The following is a 14,895-nucleotide window of genomic DNA, read 5'->3' on the forward strand; positions in this document are numbered from 1 at the left end:
ACTAGCGGCTCAGGAAGGCGTTCCGGCGGGTACAATGAAATCTACGTTGCAGTAATGCCCGGCGGCTTAACGCCTGGTCCGCTCATGGGACCGAGCGGCGCGAGATATCGTCTATGAGCATGCCCACCCGCGCTTAGGCGTTACCACTGGCGAAGATTTGTGAAGAAAGCGCGATACTGCATCATTCAGCATTTCAATCGACGCTCTAAGGAACTGTCATGACGATTCAATCACCGCCGGCATCCGAGGCCATCGATCCGCCCAGACAGGCAGAGGACATTCGGCGTCAAATCCATCAATTGGTGGAACGCCACTACGAGCTGACTCACGCCTTGAAGGCCTTTTCGGCTGGCCATTCCTCGGTGCCTATTTCCGGTCGCGTCTTCGACGCCACTGATGTCAAGCATGCGGTGGATGCTGCGCTCGAATTCTGGCTCACCGCGGGTCACTTCAACGATGAGTTTCAGGCCAAGCTCGCACAGCGCGTCGGGGCACCCTATGCGCTCACTGTCAACTCCGGTTCATCGGCAAATCTTGTTGCCTTTTCGGCCCTCACCTCGCCCTTGCTCCGAGAGCGCAGATTGCAGCCCGGAAGTGAGATCATCACGGCAGCAACCGGATTTCCGACGACCGTCAATCCCTCTATACTGTGGGGAATGACGCCAGTATTCATCGATATCGACATTCCCAGCTACAACGTTACGCCCGAGCTCGTCGAGGCGGCGATCACTCCGCAAACACGCGTTATTATGGCGGCCCATACACTTGGGAATCCATTCGACGCCGCGCGGATCGCCGAGGTTGCTAGGAGACATAATCTCTTTTTCATCGAAGACTGCTGTGACGCGCTCGGTGCAACGCTCAACGGTCGGCATGTGGGAACGTTCGGTGACATCGGCACCTTGAGCTTCTATCCCGCTCACCACATCACGATGGGCGAAGGTGGAGCGGCTTTCACCAGCCATCCGGGACTACGGCGAGCGATGGAGACTTTTCGCGACTGGGGTCGCGACTGCTATTGCAATCCTGGCAAGGACGATACCTGCAATCGCCGCTTCGGTTGGCAGCTCTCGGATCTTCCTCACGGCTATGACCATAAATACACCTATGGTCACCTCGGCTTCAATCTGAAGATCACTGACATGCAGGCCGCTATCGGCCTTGCTCAGCTCGCTCATCTTGAAGATTTTATTGCCGCTCGGCGGCGCAACTTCGACTCTCTGAAACACTACCTGCGCGAGCTTGAGGATTTCTTCATCCTACCTGATGCCGCGCCGAACAGTGAACCATCGTGGTTCGGTTTCTTGCTTACCGTGCGCGAATCAGCGCCGTTCAGCCGGGACGAAATCGTACGGTATCTCAATTTTCGGAAAATCGGAACGCGTTTACTTTTCGGCGGTAATCTCACCCGGCAGCCCTACATGCAAAATCGGCACTACCGAGTGCATGGCAAATTGACCAACAGTGATCGCGTGATGAACCAAACGTTTTGGATCGGTGTCTACCCCGGGCTTGGGGCTGCGGAAATCGACTATGTAACGAATACGATTGGTGATTTCTGCCGTGCGCCGGGGCGTCACCAATCACGTGAATAGCCATGAATGGATCTCGAAATGCACGCCAAAGTCAGCACGCGCGTCTTCACATTTTGAGGTCGTTCCTGCGCTTTCATCGTTGATCGTCTGGCCTCCTGAACTGGCCTGCACCTGTTTACAGCTCGAGCAATCGGCTGCAGGTGAGCCGCCAAGACAGCCTACATGGCGACCTCGGCAGGAGCGACCTAGCTATATCATCGGTCAAGTGAATCAGCGTGGAGCCATTGCGCTTCACGGCAGCAATGTCTGCCAGTCGGGTTTCAAGAGAGGCAGATCGTCGAAAAGGCCGATTGCGAAATTCGCATTGATAAAAAGCCGCGGCAGGCACTTGGCGAGACCTCTGAATCTGCAGGTGTCCGCGACGGAAAGGGCGCGTTCTCGTCGACAGGCCCGTGGATGTTCGCCAGAGCGAAGTAGAGGCCGATGTGGTAGAAGCTGGACCGTTCCATTCAAATGAACCGGCCGAGCGACGAATCGTCGGTGAAGAAGGCGGATCTGCTTGAAGGAGGCGCAGAAATTGTGTCGGTTAAGTCTGCAGAAGCGGGTGTTGGAGCTCGCTTTCCTGCATTTTGGGATTTTGCCTTTGGTCGATTCGTGATTTCCTAACGGCATCGTCGACATTGGGGAAGGCGATGAGCAAAGCGCGGGATGATCGCCAGAAGGACCTGCTGCTTCCATCGGACACTGTTCAATTCTCTAGTCCAGACAAAGAGCTACGACGCCGCAGGGGTCTGAAGATAGCGATTGATCGCGTAAGAGAGCAGAACGAGAACGGGACGCGGTCTGCCCGGCGAGCGGGCGCGATCAAAGGGCGGTCGACCAGCTTGCGCAAGTGGAGCAAATCACCGAGCCTGCCGAGATCGTGGACAGCGTCATCGCATCGATTGGCGGCGTGCCTCCAAGCGCTCCACCTTCCAATCGGTCCAGCTCGCCGGAATCGACGACCGACTGCCATCCGGGGAAGCTGTGAGAAAATAGTCGATGATCAGGGCCAACGCCTGACCTTCGAATGCGTGACGCTTGCGCGTGATCGTAACCAAAGCAGGAATATCATCGCGATGGCAATGTATGGCCGCTTCCTCCCTTGGTCGAATACGAGTGGCTATTGCGGAAGGTGGCGCGCAGGATCGCCGATGCTCGAGAAGCCCTGATATGGTCATTGATATGTCGTGGCGCCGACGCTCAGATCGAATGTCGCCGCCGTGGCGAAGGAGTTCTCTTCAGATAGCAGCCAAGGGACCGGTATCTCGCGGGATTCGGACCCGCATGTGGTCGATAATTCGGGCGTAAGCCCTGTAAGAGGAGGTGTATTCGTGCTGCCTGGAGTGATGGCGTTGACTGCTATCCCTGTCTTTGCCATTTTTCCTTTCCGAGAGACTTTGTGAAACCAAGGACGCGCCTACGTGGCGCTGTATACCGCAATGTTTGGATTCCCTTCCTTACCAGCGACGCATGAAATGTTGATGATGCGGCCAGAGTCCTTTTTCAGCACGAAGGGTACCACGAAATGGCAGGTGTTGGAGGTGCCGGTCAAGCTACGTCGACGACTTCGCGCCACTCTTCGATGGCATAGTCGGCTGGGCCAGTGATCGCAGCCCAAATCGTCGAAGCTTCGACGATTTGTCGATCCATTCGGGCGGGGCGCTCTGCCAAACCTTTCCGGCGGACGAAGCACGGTGGGTCTAGCGCCGATTGAACTTCTTCCGAAGCACGCTAGCTGGCCGAACATCTACAACGTTGAACTTGATGTGCCCGAGTGTCCCCCAAGGCAGAAGAGGCAGCAATATCGGTCGAATTTCCGGCGGCTTGCCGCGAAGCATTCCCGGCGTTCTGTCAGACCGTCAACAGGGTCAGTCGTTGACGGTCACGCTTGCGGTGCGGGGACCGGCGGCCCCATTCAGTTCGATGACCAGCTGCTGGCCGCCCTCCGTCCAGGTGTGCACCTCGCGGGCGGTGCGGTCCTCGATATCGGCGAGCTCGAACCGATAGTCTCCCAGCAGCAGATGCCGGAATCCCTTGTAGTTCTTGATCGCGTCAGCGTAGCCGCGCTTCTGCGCGTCGGTCGCCTCCCAGAGCCGGCCGCTGTACCCGAACGGGCCGCAGCTGTGCGAGAGGTAGTCGTAGTCGGTGAAATCGTGCCGCGGCTGGCACAGGTTGGTGTTCGCGTAGTTGCCCGGCAGCACCTGATTGAGCCGGGTCTGCAGTCGGCGCACCGTGTCCGTGTCGCTGGTGTGGTCGTTCATCCAGAAGGTGTGGCCGCGCCGGACGGTACCGAGGTCGATCCTGTGGCCGCCGCCGGCGCACTGCTCGATCACCAGGTCGGGCAGGGTCTCGATGAGGTGGTCCAAGACGGTGTAAAGGCCTCGGATGTGGTTGATCTGTGCCCAGCCGGGTTCGGGGGTCGCATTCCAGCGGTACAGCGGGGGGTGGTTGAAGTCCCAACGGATCCAGCGCACTCCCCAGTCGGCGTACGCCGCGCTGATCCGGTCCACCCAGTACTGTTGCACTTCCGGGAGGCCGAAGTCGAGCATCCGGTAGTCGGCGGCGTAGACAGAAAAGTCCGGCCACGTCCGGTTGCCCATCCAGTTGTCGTATGTCGTTGGCCGTGTGAGCGATTCCACGGGCACGAACCAGTCCGGGTGCTTGCGGTACAGCGAGCTGTAGACGTGTGCGTATTCGGGCTCGAACCAGGTGCCATACCGCATCCCCTGTTCACGCACGTACTTCGAGAAGGCGGCGACGCCGTCGGGAAAGCGCTCCGGGTCGGGCTCATCCCAGTTGCCAATGCCTTTCGGGAAGCCGCCGGGGAACCAGCCCGCGTCAATGACGAAGTACTCCAGCCCGGCGGCGCCGGCCGCTTTAACCGCGGGCCGCAACAGCGCGTCGCTGAAGGCCGTCCGGAATGCGAACCAGTGGTTGAACGACGTCATCGGCACCACCTCTTCGCCATCGAGCCGCGGCATCACGTGTCGGCGGATGTGCCGCCGCAGCGCGTTGCCGCCGTCGGCGGCATCGCCGGTGTACGGGGCGAGCAAGACAGTCGGCAACGGCAGTGTCTGACCTGGGCATAGATCGAGCGCGATGCCCCACAGGCCCGCCTCCAGCCGCACCGGGTATCCGCGGCCGGCACCCGGCTGCGGGTCGCTGCGCACGTCGACGTACCAAGTCCCGGACCACTCGACGCCGATCGCGACACCGCAGCCGGCTCCGGCCAGCAACGCGAATGGGAGGTCCTCGGACGAACTGCGGCCATCGATTCCGCAGCGCGCGGAGACCGCCGACGGATAGCTGATCAACTGCCGGCTCACGGCTTCGAAGTCGACCGGCGGAAAGGCGCTGGCCACCATGCCGCCGCGCCAGGTTTTCAGCTTTGGCGCGCCCCAGCCGGGCTCGGCGCGCAAGAACAGCTGCAGCGTTGCGCAACCGGTGACGCCGGCGACGGTGCGCGAGCCGTTGTTGCAGATCGAGCCGGAGACCTCAACGGCCCGTGAGTCTCCGAAGATTCGGGCGCGCAGCTCGGACCGCAGCCCGCTTGCGTGCGCGAACTCGGCGGAGAATCCATTGCGTTGCTCGGTCAGACCGATCTCAGTCCACTCGAAGCGGCTGTTGTCGGACAGCAGGAGCGCGAAGGGGGCGCGGCCAATGGAGTTGTCGGTGATCTCAGAAAGGCCGAGGTGGCGGATGAGGCGATGGGCGAATGTCATGGAAGCGTCCGGGTAGGGGGGGCGAGATAGAAATGGTCGGTGAGGCCGGGACGCTCGATGCCCGACCGAGATTCTCATTCACCGCCGACTCTTGACATATGACAGTGGCAGCGAAACCCCTCATTGATGAAAGAGGATCGAACGTCCGCCGTCGATGACGATGTTCTGTGCGGTCAAGAAGCGCGCCTCATCGGACGCGAGAAAAACCGCCGTGCAAGCAACCTCTTCTGGTCGCCCGATGCGTTTGACCGGGTGGAGCGCATTCGTTTCTTCGCGGAGCTTCTCCGGATCAGATGCGCTTGCAAAAACATTCTCGACAATCTCGGTGCCAATATAGCCCGGTGAGATTGCATTCACGCGAATGCCGCGATCGGCATATTCAATAGCGAGCGCACGGGTGAGGCCAACCACAGCGTGCTTGGCCACGGGATAGGGAAAGCACTTTGGGATGATTTGAGAAGCATGCACCGAGGCGATATTGATGATATCGCCCTGCCCGTGCTTCAGAAGGTGAGGCAACACGGCACGGCTGCAGTGCCAGGCGCCGTCCAAGTCAATCGTAAAGCAATGCCGCCAATCTTCGACGGCCATCTCCAGCGGATCTCTGAAGACGGCGACCCCGGCATTGTTGACGAGCACGTTTGGCGGACCCAACCGCTTAGCCGCTTCCGCCATCATCGCGTCCACTGCCTTGGAGTCGGCGACGTCGACTTCGATGAAGCAAACCTCCGCGCCGAGATTAGCGAGCTCCTCGGTTGCTTCGTGGCCGCGGCGAGCATTGATGTCAACCAAGGCAACACAGGCGCCTTCGGCCACGAAGCTTCGCGCAATGGCGAGGCCGATCCCCTGTGCGGCACCGGTTACTATCGCCCTTTTGTTCGTTAATCGCTTCACAACAGACCTCCGACCGCATGATCTGCAACCTCGCCAGTGGCGTTGTCCGACACATAAGCAACCGGCGTGGCCAGCTTCTTCGCCCCGCTGAAGGCGATATTGTCGAGACCGATGCCATACCGCACGATCTCGGCGTGATCGGGGAGCCCTGCGGTGACCTCTGCGGATTTCAGCTGAGGGAAACGAAGGGAGGCCCCGTGACGCGCCCCGACGGGGTTTTCGTGATCAAACGCCTGGAAAGTGGCGTCGGTGACTAAGACATTACGCAAATCCCCCCCTTTTTTTCCCTTAGGTGATATCTCACTTTTGAAGATCTTAGCGATCTCCGAACGCGAAGTTCTCTGATTTAAGCCCTAGCAGTTCCGAAATTGTGCGCCCAACCGGTAGAATGCGCAGCTTTTTCCCGCAATCGAGCGTCAACTCAGCAAGTTCGCGGGCAAACCATTAGATATACAAGCTAACGCGGCCGCACATGGAGATCTGCATAACGAAATTTGGCGCCATCAGGCTCGAGGTCGGGCAGCAGGTTTCTCAAAACCGCTTGAGGTCTCAACGAACTTGGATTTGGCCTTCGTCACTGCACGCGATTCAGGTGGACGACGAACGTCGCGCGGGCTCCTGCCTTCTGCATCTCAGGCCGACATCCTCAATCGAGCAGAGATTCCTCCAATGGGTAGGTCGACAGCATCCCATAGGCATTCTCGCCCACAAGAACCTGCTGCTCGACCTTGATATCGCGCTCGCCGACGGCTCCGGCATAGCTTTCGACAAAAATCACCATCCCGCCTTCGGTATGCGTCGTAGGGTGACGGCTCCCCGAACACGGCATTGATCCGCGGATCCTCGTCGGCTATCCAACGGCATGGACAAGACAGATGTAGGCTCATTGCGGCGGAATATTCTTAACCGGTCACGTCCTACGAGCTTGCAATCTTGACGTCCGGCTCAGGGCGGACCGCGCGCAGCCACCTCCATCAGAAAGGTCCGCCCGTGCTCCGGATCAGCGGCACGCGCCGCCTCATCCATCTCGAGCCAAGCGGAGGTAACCAGGAAACGCAACGCATTCTGTCCCACGAAAGCCGGGCACGCCCGCCCCGCCGAAAACCGCAGAGCGCGCAGTTGCTCGCCTGTGGACTGTAGATAATCGATGCAGCCGCCATCCCAGCACGCATTCTAGATCAGGCCGCCGGCGTCGAAGACACACCGTCGAGACCGCCGGTGCCACGGCGCAACAGCACCCCCGGCACGCCGCAGGCAGTCCAGTCGCTGGATCAAGCATGACGCGGTACAGCGCTTTCATTGCGGTGATCGGCAAAACCGAGTGCGCTGTTGGGCGAGAAGCCGATCGCATTTTGGAATCATCACACCCATCTACAGCCGCGATATTTCGCCGCGATAGAGCGCGTAGATCGCACCTCCCTCGGTCTTGGCCTTGCGCCCCATGGTGCCGATCCAGAACGTTCCTGAAGGATGCACGCGTGGGTCGTTCGATCGCGTCGCCGGATTGTCTGCCCCGGGAGGGCAATAGAGGCTCATGAATCCCTCGCTGATGGAACAAATGTAAAGACCGTCTTCTTCGACAATCAACTGGCGCTCGGCATCGACGCACGCCAGCGCGCTGGCGCCATCTTGCCCAGTCGATGGATGCGATGGCGCGCGCTACCAAGGTGTGCCTCGAACAGCCGCTCGTCGAGAATGTCGAACCACCAAGCAGTATCGGTCGCCGCGTCATAGGTCGGCCGCTCGGCGAGATGGCAGCGCTCGACGAACAGAACGGAAGTCGGCACCTGCTCCATCGTCGCATGCGACCTGCAGCGACAAAGCGATAGACCGGTGTAGTGGTGGTAGATGCGTTGGGCCTAAGGCGCGCCAACGGAAAATTAGCCCAGTTAGGCGCATTCGCCCAGATCTGAAGGCTTGAGACAGATTGCATCCGACTGCCGATAGAGCCGCCCGCCCCTCCCTACCATCGAACCATCGAGATACTTTTCGGGGTAGACTTGCAGGCCCCACTGGACGGTCAGCAGCTCGAGAATTCGTCCCGACCGCGGCGCCTCGAGTCGAGCCGCAAGCACGAGGCAGAAATTGTAAACATAGCGTCGGCCATGGTGAGCGACAGTTCGGTCAATGTGGTTAGCCGTAGGTCAAACGAAGATCGGATAACTCTCCCCGTCAGCAACGCTGTGGGTGAGCGTCACTATAGGGGTACGCCATTTTCGATTTTGTGACTGTGAAGCAGGTTCACCAATATTGAATACTTCAATATCGGTCCACGCTGTACGCAACGCATCGATGCTTAGATTCCCGCGGTTCTTTCGACGAATTTCAGCCCCTCGGCCCCCGAGCAGCCTGGAGCAGTGCTCGCATTGTTGGCTCCTGTCGTTTGCGACCCGTGCCGTGATTCGAAGGTCCCAAAAGGTCCCGCTCACTATAATCTCGCCCGGAGCCGCAGGCGACAAGCTCATCCTCGATCTCGACTACGTCGGCGCTGAGCTCGGCATTCGGCCAGATCCGCTATGCTTGGTTATACCGGGTGCAAACCCCAGTTTGTGGTGAACTTCGCGAGGACCTCACGATCATTGGCTCGCCGACTCATAGCGCGCATCTGTCGGTTGCTGTGTCGTAGATCGGCTCGCGGCCGGCGAACGGGAGCCGCGTGAGCGGCTGGCGGCGAAGCTGCCCATCCACGAACGGACATGAGGAGGAATCGAGCGCAGAACGTTTGCGCGGCTCCGAGGTCTCGTCGAGCTGGTGCTGCGCGCTGGTACGCACCTCTTGTGCACCTCTTTTAGTGGACCTTCGGGCGCTTTCCGCCATTCAGCCACCTTGGATTACACAGGAACAGTGCGAAGGCGACCGCGTGTGCAGCTTCGACAGTGAGCGTGATCGTGCCGTCAAACGGATTTAGGTCTCTTGGCGCACGATGACATCTGTCCCATCGGCAGCTCAGAACGTGACATCGTTCGGACCGTAGGATAGCGCGACGATCCCACCGTCGTGTGCGGACTATCCACATCTGCTACACGATTCGCGGTCAGCCGTGGTGCATGCTTCCCGTGCAATAGATGTAGTTGGACATCAGGCCGTAGAGATTCGCTTCCGGGCCGTTGTCGAACTCGCGCTGTGCTTCCTAAGCAGCACCAGTGCTGATCGTCCTAACGAGCCCAGAAGTCACCTGCGCAGACGGGGAATTAGAGGCGAGCCCTCCGAGCCGGACGCCAAAGTTGGCATCGCCGATTATCTCGAAGAGGTTCTCCAGCGACTACATGTACTCCACGACGTCCACAGCTCAGTTCCGCGTGTCGGACGCCCTCCGCCACCGCGCGGGGGAAGCCGCATAATCCACCGACAGGCAGAACTCGTCCTCGAGAGCGCGAACGCCTTACAGGCCAACGTCGGTCCTTGCGGAGGCGAGCGTGTACTCGACGAACGCACTCGCCTCTGCCTTCAGATTGGATCTTCGAGCGAATGAGCTGGTCGTGTCCCAGCTGGTGGTGTAGCTGGAGCGAAGCCGCTCGCGAAGCGCGCCCTCATATAGCGCCGTAGCGAGCGAGCGGCTTTGCGGGTGGTCACCGATGATTCGTCGGTAAGGTTTGGATTGCGACAGCCAACCTGATTCGAGGAACCACCGATGACCGACGACATGATGAACCTGCGCGCGCTCGTGGAGAAGACCCCTGATGCCGATCTGTTGCGCGAGATGATCGGCTTTGCCGCCCATCGGCTGATGGAGCTGGAGGTCGAAGGCCTGACCGGGGCCGCCTATGGCGAGAAGAGCCAGGAGCGGCAGGTCCAGCGCAATGGCTATCGCGATCGGAGCTGGGAGACGCGGGCCGGCACGGTCGAACTGCGCATTCCCAAGCTGCGCAAGGGCTCCTACTTCCCGGGCTTCCTGGAGCCGCGGCGAATGGCCGAGAAGGCGCTCACCGCGGTGGTGCAAGAGGCCTATGTCCAGGGCGTCTCCACCCGCTCGGTCGACGACCTGGTGCAGGCGATGGGCATGAGCGGCATCTCCAAGAGCCAGGTGTCGCGGCTGTGCGGTGAGATCGACGACAAGGTGAAGGCCTTCCTCGCCCGTCCGATCGAGGGCGATTGGCCGTATTTGTGGATCGACGCCACCTACGTGAAGGTGCGCCAGAACGGGCGCATCGTCTCGGTCGCGGTGATCATCGCAGTCGGGGTCAACAGCGACGGCCGGCGCGAGGTGCTCGGCATGGATATCGGCCCCTCCGAGGCCGAGACGTTCTGGACCGCGTTCCTGCGCAAGCTCGCCCGCCGCGGCCTGCGCGGCGTCAAGCTCGTGGTCTCCGACGCCCATGAGGGGATCAAGGCGACCGTGGCCAAGGTGCTCAACGCCAGCTGGCAGCGCTGCCGTGTCCACTTCATGCGCAACGCGCTGGCGCATGCCGGCAAGAGCGGGCGGCGTGTCGTCTCGGCCTTCATCGCCACCGCGTTTGCCCAGGACGATGCCGAGACCGCACGAGCGCAGTGGCGAAAGGTCGCCGACCAACTCCGCCCTAAGCTGCCAAAGCTCGCCGCCTTCCTCGACGAGGCCGAGACCGACGTGCTCGCCTACATGAGCTTCCCGGCCGCGCACCGCGCCAAGCTGCACTCAACCAATCCGCTCGAAAGGGTCAATGGCGAGATCAAGCGCCGAACCGAAGTGGTCGGCATCTTTCCCAATGAAGACGCCATCGTCCGCCTCGTCGGGGCGATCCTGCTCGAGCAGAACGACGAGTGGGCCGTCCAGCGCGGCCGCTACATGACACTGGAAACCATCGCCCCGTTGGGCGATGATCCCGCCGTCAGCTTCCCGGCAATCGCCAGCTGACCGATCCGGCCCATGCCGGCGAACGTGGTGACCCGCACTCAGCTACACCACCCCACGGGACACGATCAATGAGCTCATGATGATCTGCCCATCCTTGAGGTGAATTCCTTATGTAGTGCAAGAACGGCTCACGAGTGATGATTCCGCTACATTCGGCACCGACCACCCAGTTCCGGTCCTCGTAAATCGTTTCGCCTACGATATCTCGGAGTGGACGCCGGGCTGCTGACCAATGCGTGAACATTGCGAAGATTGTCACCGTCACACTGCAACCTCTTCCATTTTCGGACGCTTGTTTACATCAACGCGGATCGCCTGGAATTTGCCGCTGTCTGCGAGCTGCACGATTGCTTCGCCGGCGTTGTGTTGCCTCGCGATCAGTGACAACCTTCTCTAACGCCCTTGCGACACTAGGATCGATGAGCCCGATTCGATGATGAACTTGACCTTGCCCCACTCCTCATGAGGCTACTCGTACGCCGTATCATGCTTCAGAATGTACTCGACGTCGACCTCGAGCAATTGTTCAGCAAGCGCGGCGATCGCTTGTTCGGGGCCAGCGAACGCCCACAAGCGATCGGACTCTCTCAGCGTGCGAGGTCCATGCTCAGCGTCTAGCGCGGGACTGTGGAATTCCATCTCTCCGAATCCGAAGCCATCCCACGCCTGGAACGCTTGGTCAGTTCGAGGTGACCGATGGGGATGGTCGCAGTACGCGGAAGTGCGATCAACGGGAAACTCCCGCGCGATCATGCACCAGCGCCTGTCCGCGAGCTGTCGGAAAACGGCGGATCGTCCGGTGAGCACGATGGTCGATAGCCCGAACTTAGCGCGCGCCACTCCGCCGTAAGGCCACACGATGTGGTCCGGCTTTTCGACCCAGCCGCCATGCAGCCCATAGGACAGCGGCTTTGCCTGGCCAGCGACCGCCTTCTCGATCGGGACGACTAGCACGCTTCCGGGCGGCATCTGAAGCAAGTGCCACAAGTCAACGACACCACGGCGCGTGCGCTCGGAAATCTCAAGCACATGCGAAGATTCGATTCCCACGTACTCAATCCCGGTCAGCAGTCGATGCTCGCGGGGAAGGGGCGGTTCAGCCACACGGATCGTGCGCTCCACGTGGAAGGCGACCGCCGAATCGCCCCCCTGCACTGGCAGCTCTACCGCGGTTCGGAGGGTGATCGAGCGCGAATCCCCCCCGACGAATTCGTACTTTCCGGGGTCGGTGGTACGGGGTACCCTGTAGTTCGCGAAGGTCTCCCAGTCGGGTTCCCCGTCCCAGTGATAAGCCAGTTCCGGCGAGAACCACAGACGATCTCCTCCGAGGCCTCCAGTCAGCTGCTCCGGTTTCTTGACCAGGTCAACATCGTCGAGCTGCGGGTGCGACCACAGCAGATTCGGCGCGTCCGCCGAGAAGGCCATCGCAATAACGCGGCCTGCAGCCAGCGTCACCGCAATTCTACCACCCGCCTCCAGCTCGTGGACCGGGATGCCCCCCGCCCGCAAGTTCCCGATGACGCCTGCGTAACTCGCGTTGCTCATCGTCGCCTCCTTCACGCTGCCGGCATGATCATGGTTCGGAAATCGGATGAATGCTACCGAGCGCCGAGATCTGAATTGACTAATTTGGCCGGTGCCGAGCAGAAATTCTGCGCCGGGACGTCCGAAACATGAAGTCTCAATGATCGTGCCCCCGACACCGTGGTGTTAACATCGACGGTGGTATCGCGCTCTCGACTTTGTTCGCACATAGCTCCGCGCTATAGATCTACTCACGCTGATACTTTCGCTGTTATGATCCATGGGGAAGTCCCGGGTTCTGTTGAATTTCTGAGGAGATCGGCGTGCCCACCTTGAGCTGGTAGGCTCGAGGGGCTAATTCCACAATGGAGAGCAACGCCATGACGAGAGATCGCACCGGCTGGTTGGCCGGCGACCGGGGCTGTGGATGAAGCGTTTGTGGAAGTGTGGGCGAGCTTCCATCGGTTCTGCATTGCAGCAGGGATGGAGGCGCTCGGCACGATGATGGACGCGGATGAGACGGCGGCCCGCGGGCCGGGCCACAGTCGAGATGCGGCGCGGTGGGCGCACCGGTGGGCTCGAACGCACGGACGGATCAGCTTCCACGGCGGCAGATCGAGGTCGGGCGCCCGCGGGTTGGGGGCGTTGACGGCCGCGAGGTCACGATCCCGAGCTAGGAAACCGCGGCGCAGGAGGACTGGCTTGGTCGCTGGGCAATGAACCTGATGCTGATCAATGTATCGGCGCGCCGGTTCGGCCCGGCTGCCCGAGCGTGACGTGCCGGCACCGCCCGAGCGGGGATTTCGAAGTGGGCGGCCTCGCGACGTTCGTAGCGCCGTCGGCGGCGCGGCTGCCGGACCTGGATGAGCGCTTCAGTTCGTGTGCAAGGGGGCCGGATCAGCCGGGCTTGCCGACGCGCTTGTCGCCGGCATCTGCATCACAATCTGTCAGATGAGGTGCTGTAGCGCCCGCTGGATCGAGAACCCTATTACCAATATTTCTGTGGCGAATTGAGCCTCTGCCACCGCCTATGTTCGGTTGACGGCGAAGGCAACAAGCATCCCGTGGCGCTGGTGGAAGGGGCGACCGAGAATGCAGTAATAGTTCAGACGCTGGACAACCTGATCTCGCGGGCTCGCCCCGACGGTGCCAACATGTTCATCGCGGACTGCGCGAAGGCGGTGTCGAAGGCGATCCGCCGCACCTTCGGTTCGGCCGCTGAGATCCAGCGCTGCCAGATCCACAAGGCACGATCAGCGCCAACCGCATTAACGGGTGGCCCATGTCGATGATTTGATTCAGTGCCGGAAGCAGCAGGTCCTTCTGGCGATCATCCCGCGCTTTGGTCATCGCCTTTCCCAATGTCGACGATGCCATTAGGAAATCACGAATCGCTCAAAAGCAAAATCGCAAAATGCAAGGAAGCGAGCTCTAACACCCCGCTTTCCTGAAGGATCGAATACTTAGAGTATGTTGTTTTTACCGGAATCGGGATTACTAGCGGGCAGGATTTCTGATTCAACCCCATGCTGCGGAATGGGGGCCAACATGGATTGACGCGACCGTATTCGGAAGACCTTCGCGAACTCGCGCTGACGAGGGCTGACGCTGGCGAGAACGGTTCATTCAATTGCAGAAGCGCTTCAGATCAGTCCTTCCTGTGTGAGAAGTGGAAGAATTTGCGGCGGGAGACCGGAGGCGTTTCTCCCGGCAAGATCGGCGGTCACAAGAAGCCGGTTCTGTCCGGCGCCGACGCAGATGGCTGCGCAAGCGCATTCGCTCCGAACCGTTCACTTTGCGGAGACTGACGCAGGAACTGGCTGATCGCGGGGTCAAAACAGATGCGGAGGACTGAGCTTCAAAAGACGCTCCGGCCAGCCCGATATCGCGCGTAAGCGGACGCGTTGGAAGGCCCATCAGGGCAGGATCGAGCCGCCCTGGGTTATCGACGGACCCATCAACGGTGAGCTCTTCACGCTCTATGTCGAGAAAGTGTTGGTGCTCACCTTGGCAAAAGGCGAGGTCGTCATCCTCGACAATCTCGGCAGTCACAAGGGCAAGGCTGCCCGCAACCCATCCGCGTAGCAGGAGGGCATCTCCTCTATCTTGCCGCCCTACAGCCCCGACGTTAATCCGACCGTGTTTGGCGGAGGACGGGCGACCCAGAAACGAGTGCCGGGAGCAGGTCTTCGCCAACCGCAAACACCTGATGCGGGCCGCCCAGACACGTGATGTCGAAGCGACTTGGCGCAAGGTCGGCGATCTCCTCGATATCTTCTCTGAAAAAGGAGTGTGCCAAATCTCAAAAATTCGGGCTATGTTTCCGAATAAGAGCATCATGCCCTAA

At 60.4% G+C, this 14,895-nt stretch carries 9 protein-coding genes and 2 pseudogenes; 4 read left to right on the top strand and 7 right to left on the bottom strand.

Annotated elements, in window-relative coordinates; all coding sequences use genetic code 11:
* Nucleotides 1-218: 218 nt before the first annotated feature.
* Both rfbH and N2605_RS27255 read left to right on the top strand, forming a co-directional pair.
* Entirely contained in the window at nt 219-1,595 is a 1,377-nt protein-coding gene (gene rfbH, locus N2605_RS27250) for a lipopolysaccharide biosynthesis protein RfbH (RefSeq protein ID WP_260343861.1), read from the top strand.
* Between the two features lie 480 nt (nt 1,596-2,075).
* Nucleotides 2,076-2,201, top strand: a complete 126-nt coding sequence (locus N2605_RS27255; RefSeq protein ID WP_260343862.1) for a hypothetical protein — start codon at nt 2,076-2,078, stop codon at nt 2,199-2,201.
* Nucleotides 2,202-2,994: 793 nt separating this feature from the next.
* Here N2605_RS27255 and N2605_RS27260 read toward each other — a convergent pair.
* The 6 genes and pseudogenes from N2605_RS27260 to N2605_RS27285 form a co-directional block, all read right to left on the bottom strand.
* Nucleotides 2,995-3,324, bottom strand: coding sequence for an SDR family oxidoreductase (locus N2605_RS27260; RefSeq protein ID WP_260343863.1), 330 nt, complete (start codon nt 3,322-3,324; stop codon nt 2,995-2,997).
* 121 nt (nt 3,325-3,445) lie between these two features.
* Nucleotides 3,446-5,299: a glycoside hydrolase family 36 protein gene (locus tag N2605_RS27265; protein WP_260343864.1), complete on the bottom strand. Its 1,854-nt coding sequence runs from the start codon at nt 5,297-5,299 to the stop codon at nt 3,446-3,448.
* A 120-nt stretch (nt 5,300-5,419) separates the two neighbouring features.
* The gene (locus N2605_RS27270) at nt 5,420-6,193 is read right to left on the bottom strand and encodes an SDR family oxidoreductase (RefSeq protein ID WP_260343866.1); all 774 of its coding nucleotides are present in this window, start codon (nt 6,191-6,193) and stop codon (nt 5,420-5,422) included.
* Complete coding sequence (locus tag N2605_RS27275; protein ID WP_260343867.1) at nt 6,190-6,462, bottom strand: Rossmann-fold NAD(P)-binding domain-containing protein; 273 nt, start codon at nt 6,460-6,462, stop codon at nt 6,190-6,192. The genes N2605_RS27270 and N2605_RS27275 overlap by 4 nt, the downstream gene beginning before the upstream one ends.
* A 377-nt stretch (nt 6,463-6,839) precedes the next feature.
* On the bottom strand, nt 6,840-6,974 hold the full coding sequence (locus tag N2605_RS27280) for a hypothetical protein (protein WP_260343868.1): 135 nt from the start codon (nt 6,972-6,974) through the stop codon (nt 6,840-6,842).
* 136 nt (nt 6,975-7,110) lie between these two features.
* Nucleotides 7,111-7,989, bottom strand: a pseudogene (locus tag N2605_RS27285) (SMP-30/gluconolactonase/LRE family protein).
* A gap of 1,835 nt (nt 7,990-9,824) precedes the next feature.
* Between N2605_RS27285 and N2605_RS27295 the strand changes: the two are divergent.
* On the top strand, nt 9,825-11,024 hold the full coding sequence (locus tag N2605_RS27295; protein WP_260343346.1) for an IS256 family transposase: 1,200 nt from the start codon (nt 9,825-9,827) through the stop codon (nt 11,022-11,024).
* A 468-nt stretch (nt 11,025-11,492) separates the two neighbouring features.
* Here N2605_RS27295 and N2605_RS27300 read toward each other — a convergent pair whose 3' ends face one another.
* A complete protein-coding gene (locus N2605_RS27300; protein WP_260343869.1) occupies nt 11,493-12,569 on the bottom strand; it encodes a DUF6786 family protein in 1,077 nt (358 codons plus the stop codon).
* A 369-nt stretch (nt 12,570-12,938) separates the two neighbouring features.
* On the opposite strand from N2605_RS27300, the pseudogene N2605_RS36585 reads away from it, so the two are divergent.
* A pseudogene (locus N2605_RS36585) lies at nt 12,939-13,804 on the top strand (IS256 family transposase); the annotation flags it as partial.
* Nucleotides 13,805-14,895 lie beyond the last annotated feature (1,091 nt).

It is taken from the genome of Bradyrhizobium yuanmingense (assembly GCF_025200905.1).
Lineage (GTDB): Bacteria > Pseudomonadota > Alphaproteobacteria > Rhizobiales > Xanthobacteraceae > Bradyrhizobium > Bradyrhizobium yuanmingense.